General features: G+C 38.3%; 5 protein-coding genes. All 5 read left to right on the top strand.

Going from position 1 to position 3,211, the window contains the following annotated elements:
- The first annotated feature begins 44 nt into the window (after positions 1-44).
- On the top strand, positions 45-1,124 hold the full coding sequence (locus L1D46_RS20115) for a pilus assembly protein PilM (RefSeq protein ID WP_167658722.1): 1,080 nt from the start codon (positions 45-47) through the stop codon (positions 1,122-1,124).
- A complete protein-coding gene (locus L1D46_RS20110; RefSeq protein WP_130049797.1) occupies positions 1,112-1,684 on the top strand; it encodes a PilN domain-containing protein in 573 nt (190 codons plus the stop codon). Before L1D46_RS20115 ends, L1D46_RS20110 begins: the two co-directional genes overlap by 13 nt.
- Positions 1,674-2,279, top strand: a complete 606-nt coding sequence (locus L1D46_RS20105) for a type 4a pilus biogenesis protein PilO (protein ID WP_130049796.1) — start codon at positions 1,674-1,676, stop codon at positions 2,277-2,279. The genes L1D46_RS20110 and L1D46_RS20105 overlap by 11 nt, the downstream gene beginning before the upstream one ends.
- Positions 2,276-2,812 carry a pilus assembly protein PilP gene (locus L1D46_RS20100; protein ID WP_130049795.1) on the top strand — a complete coding sequence of 179 codons (537 nt, stop codon included), beginning with the start codon at positions 2,276-2,278 and terminating at the stop codon, positions 2,810-2,812. The genes L1D46_RS20105 and L1D46_RS20100 overlap by 4 nt, the downstream gene beginning before the upstream one ends.
- Before the next feature lie 22 nt (positions 2,813-2,834).
- A partial coding sequence (locus L1D46_RS20095; RefSeq protein ID WP_345779682.1) for an AMIN domain-containing protein occupies positions 2,835-3,211 on the top strand: 377 nt, incomplete at its 3' end.

The raw sequence follows: 3,211 nt of genomic DNA, 5'->3' as shown, positions 1-3,211 counted from the left end.
AATTATAACTTGTTTATTATTAAAACAAAGGCAAAGTTGCAAACATGCTAAGTCAGCTATTTAAAAAGCCTTCATCTATGATGGTAGGAATTGACATCGGATCGCACTGTATAAAAGCAGTGTTGCTGCAAGAAACAGACGCAGGTATGCGGCTTGAAGCGTTAGCTATTGAACCTATGCCAAAAGGCGCTATGTCTGAGCGTTCTATTCAAGACATAGAAGCGATAGGCAATGTTATCGCTAAATTAAAAAGAAAAATTCCTAAATCAGTTCAAACTGCAGCAGTCGCTGTTTCTGGTCAAACTGTAATAACGAAAGTGATTTTTATGGATGTATCATTAACAGATGCTGAATTAGAGTCACAAATTGCCATTGAAGCTGATAGCTTAATTCCATATCCACTTGATGAAGTAAATATCGATTTCGAAAAGCTGGCAATCAACGAAGCAGATCCAAGTAAAGTAAATGTTCTTCTTTCTGCAGCTCGTACTGAAAGTGTGCAAGCGCGAGTCGGTGCACTTGAAGCTGCAAACTTAAAGGCTGCGGTTGTTGATGTTGAAAGTTATGCACTAAGTAGAACAATGGATATTTACTACCAACAACTACCTAGTGATGCTTTCAACAAGTGTGTTGCCGTGGTTGATATTGGTGCTGTATTGATGCTTGTCAGCGTAGTACAGGAAGGTGAAACAATTTACACTCGTGACCAAGTTTTCGGTGGCGACCAATATACCAATAGTATTGTTGCTTATTACAACAAGAGCTTTGATGAAGCTGAAATAGGTAAAACAACAGGTGACTTACCACCAAATTACACGTTTGAAGTTCTTGCGCCATTCCAGACATCGTTATTGCAACAAGTAAGGCGTGCGGTACAAATGTTCTTAACTACTAGTGGTAAAGATCAAGTCGATTACATTGTGCTGACTGGCGGAACCGCCATGATTGAAGGCTTAGATAGGTTGCTAATTGAAGAGTTAGGAATCCACACCATTGTTGCTGAACCATTTGCAAATCTTGAAATTTCGCCGAAGGTTGACCGTAATATGTTACAGCGTCATCGCACTCAGTTTGCGATAGCTACAGGATTGGCTTTAAGGAGCTTTTCATCATGCCACATATAAATCTATTGCCATGGCGCGAACAACAAAGAAAAGATTCCCAGAACAAGTTCATTACAATTTTGTTCGGCGTTGTTGTTGTTAGCTTCTTGAGTATGTATTTATTAAGCTCTTTTTACAGCGGCTTACGTGAAGGGCAGAATGTAAAGAACAACTTCTTAAATACTGAAATAGCATTATTAAACCAACGTATTCGTGAAATTAATGAGCTAGATAAGAAAAAAGAGAACTTACAACAACGTATGCGCTTAATTGAAGAGTTACAAAGTAACCGTAATTTGGGAACACAAATTATGGATGAAGTGGCCAATATAGTCCCTGCCGGTGTTTATTTAACTAAACTAGAGCGACATGATAATCGCATTCATGTTATCGGTCGCAGTGAATCCAATAATCGCTTATCGACTATGTTGCGCCAAGTGCAAGGTTCTTACTTATTAGAACGACCGATTATGCAAGGCATTGTAGCTGGTGAGCAAACGTCGCGATTGTTGAGTGACTTTAATATGGATTTTTATGTTAAGCCTTTTGATCAGATAGGTGAGGCACGTAATGAACCTTGATATCAAAGCGCTAACAGAAATAGATTGGAATGAAATAGAACTTGAAAATATGGGCGATTGGCCCATAGCAGTGAAAGCGCTATGTTGTGCGTTTGTGGCTGCAATTGTTTTGTATTTTAGCTATAGCTTATTAGTTTCAGATGAAATTGCTAGCTACCACAGTGCAGTAGCTAAAGAAACTGAACTGCGCCAAACATACAAAGCAAAATATGCGATTGCGAGTAACTTGGAAATATATCGTCAACAAATGGTTGAAATGGAAGATAAGTTTTCGCAGCTCTTAAAACGCTTACCAACCTCCAATGAGACTCCTGGTTTACTAGATGATTTATCTTATGTTGGTACAACTAGTGGCTTAACTTTTTTGAAAATTGGCTGGTTACCAGAAATTGAAAAAGAGTTTTATACAGAACTACCAATTAAAATAGAAGTGGTAGGAACGTATCATGAATTTGGTGAGTTTGTTGGTAAAGTTGCTCAGTTACCGCGTATTGTTAGTTTACATGACTTTACGATTCAAACACTCGGTAATGGCGAACTAACTTTTAGTGTTGTTGCAAAGACTTATCGTTATGAAGGGGGGACTAAAAAATGAAGAAGCTTCCCTTAGTTATTGCAATGGCTATTGTGCTTACTGCTTGTAATGATGATACTTCTGAACAAAAAGAGTTTATTGATCAAGTAAAAGCGAGTACGACGCCTAAAGTTGAACCGATACCTGAAATCACAAAATTTGAGCATTTTGAATATAGTGCTGGTAAGTTACGCAGCCCGTTTGTGGCACCTAAGCCAGAAATAATCCAAAACAATTTAGTACAAGTTAAAAATTGCTTACATCCAGACCCTAATAGGGTTCGTCAACCACTTGAGAAATACCCATTGGATAATTTAGTTATGCAAGGGACTATCGGTCGTGCTGACAATACTTGGGCACTGATCAAAGCGACTGATGACACGCTTTATCGAGTGACAGTGGGTAATTATATTGGCTTGTATCACGGTGAAATAAAACAAGTGCACGACAATTATATTGAATTATTAGAATTAATCCCAGATGGGGCTGGTTGCTGGAAAGAGCGCCTGACCAAGCTAGAAATGTCAGAGGCAAGTACAAATGGTGCAGGTTAATCATATGAAAGGTGAAAAGAAAATGCATAAAGGAATGGCTTGGTTAAAGCACATAAATAAATGCGTGTTAGCTGCGTTAGCCTTAATTGTGGCTCAGACGGCAATCGCTGCCCCTTTATTGTACGACGTTCGTTATAACCCATTAATGCAAGGCGAAACACAATTACAACTTGTGTTTGATGAAGCTCTTACGTTTGAACCTAAAATCCAGGTATATAACTCGCCAGCTCGTATCGAAATGCTTTTTAGTAATGTAGGTGTAGATAATGAAGTACGTGATGTACCAGTTAATCAAGCAGGTATTCAGCATGTAACCAGCACTATGACCGAAGATGGTTTAAAAGTAATTGTTAGCTTAGATAAATTAAAAATTTATAAAACAACAGCGAAAGACAACAT

The sequence above is a fragment of the Pseudoalteromonas sp. Isolate3 genome, from assembly GCF_022398505.1.
Taxonomy (GTDB): domain Bacteria; phylum Pseudomonadota; class Gammaproteobacteria; order Enterobacterales; family Alteromonadaceae; genus Pseudoalteromonas; species Pseudoalteromonas apostichopi.
Note: the sequence above shows the minus strand (reverse complement) of the source record. Positions and strands in the feature narration are given on the sequence as shown.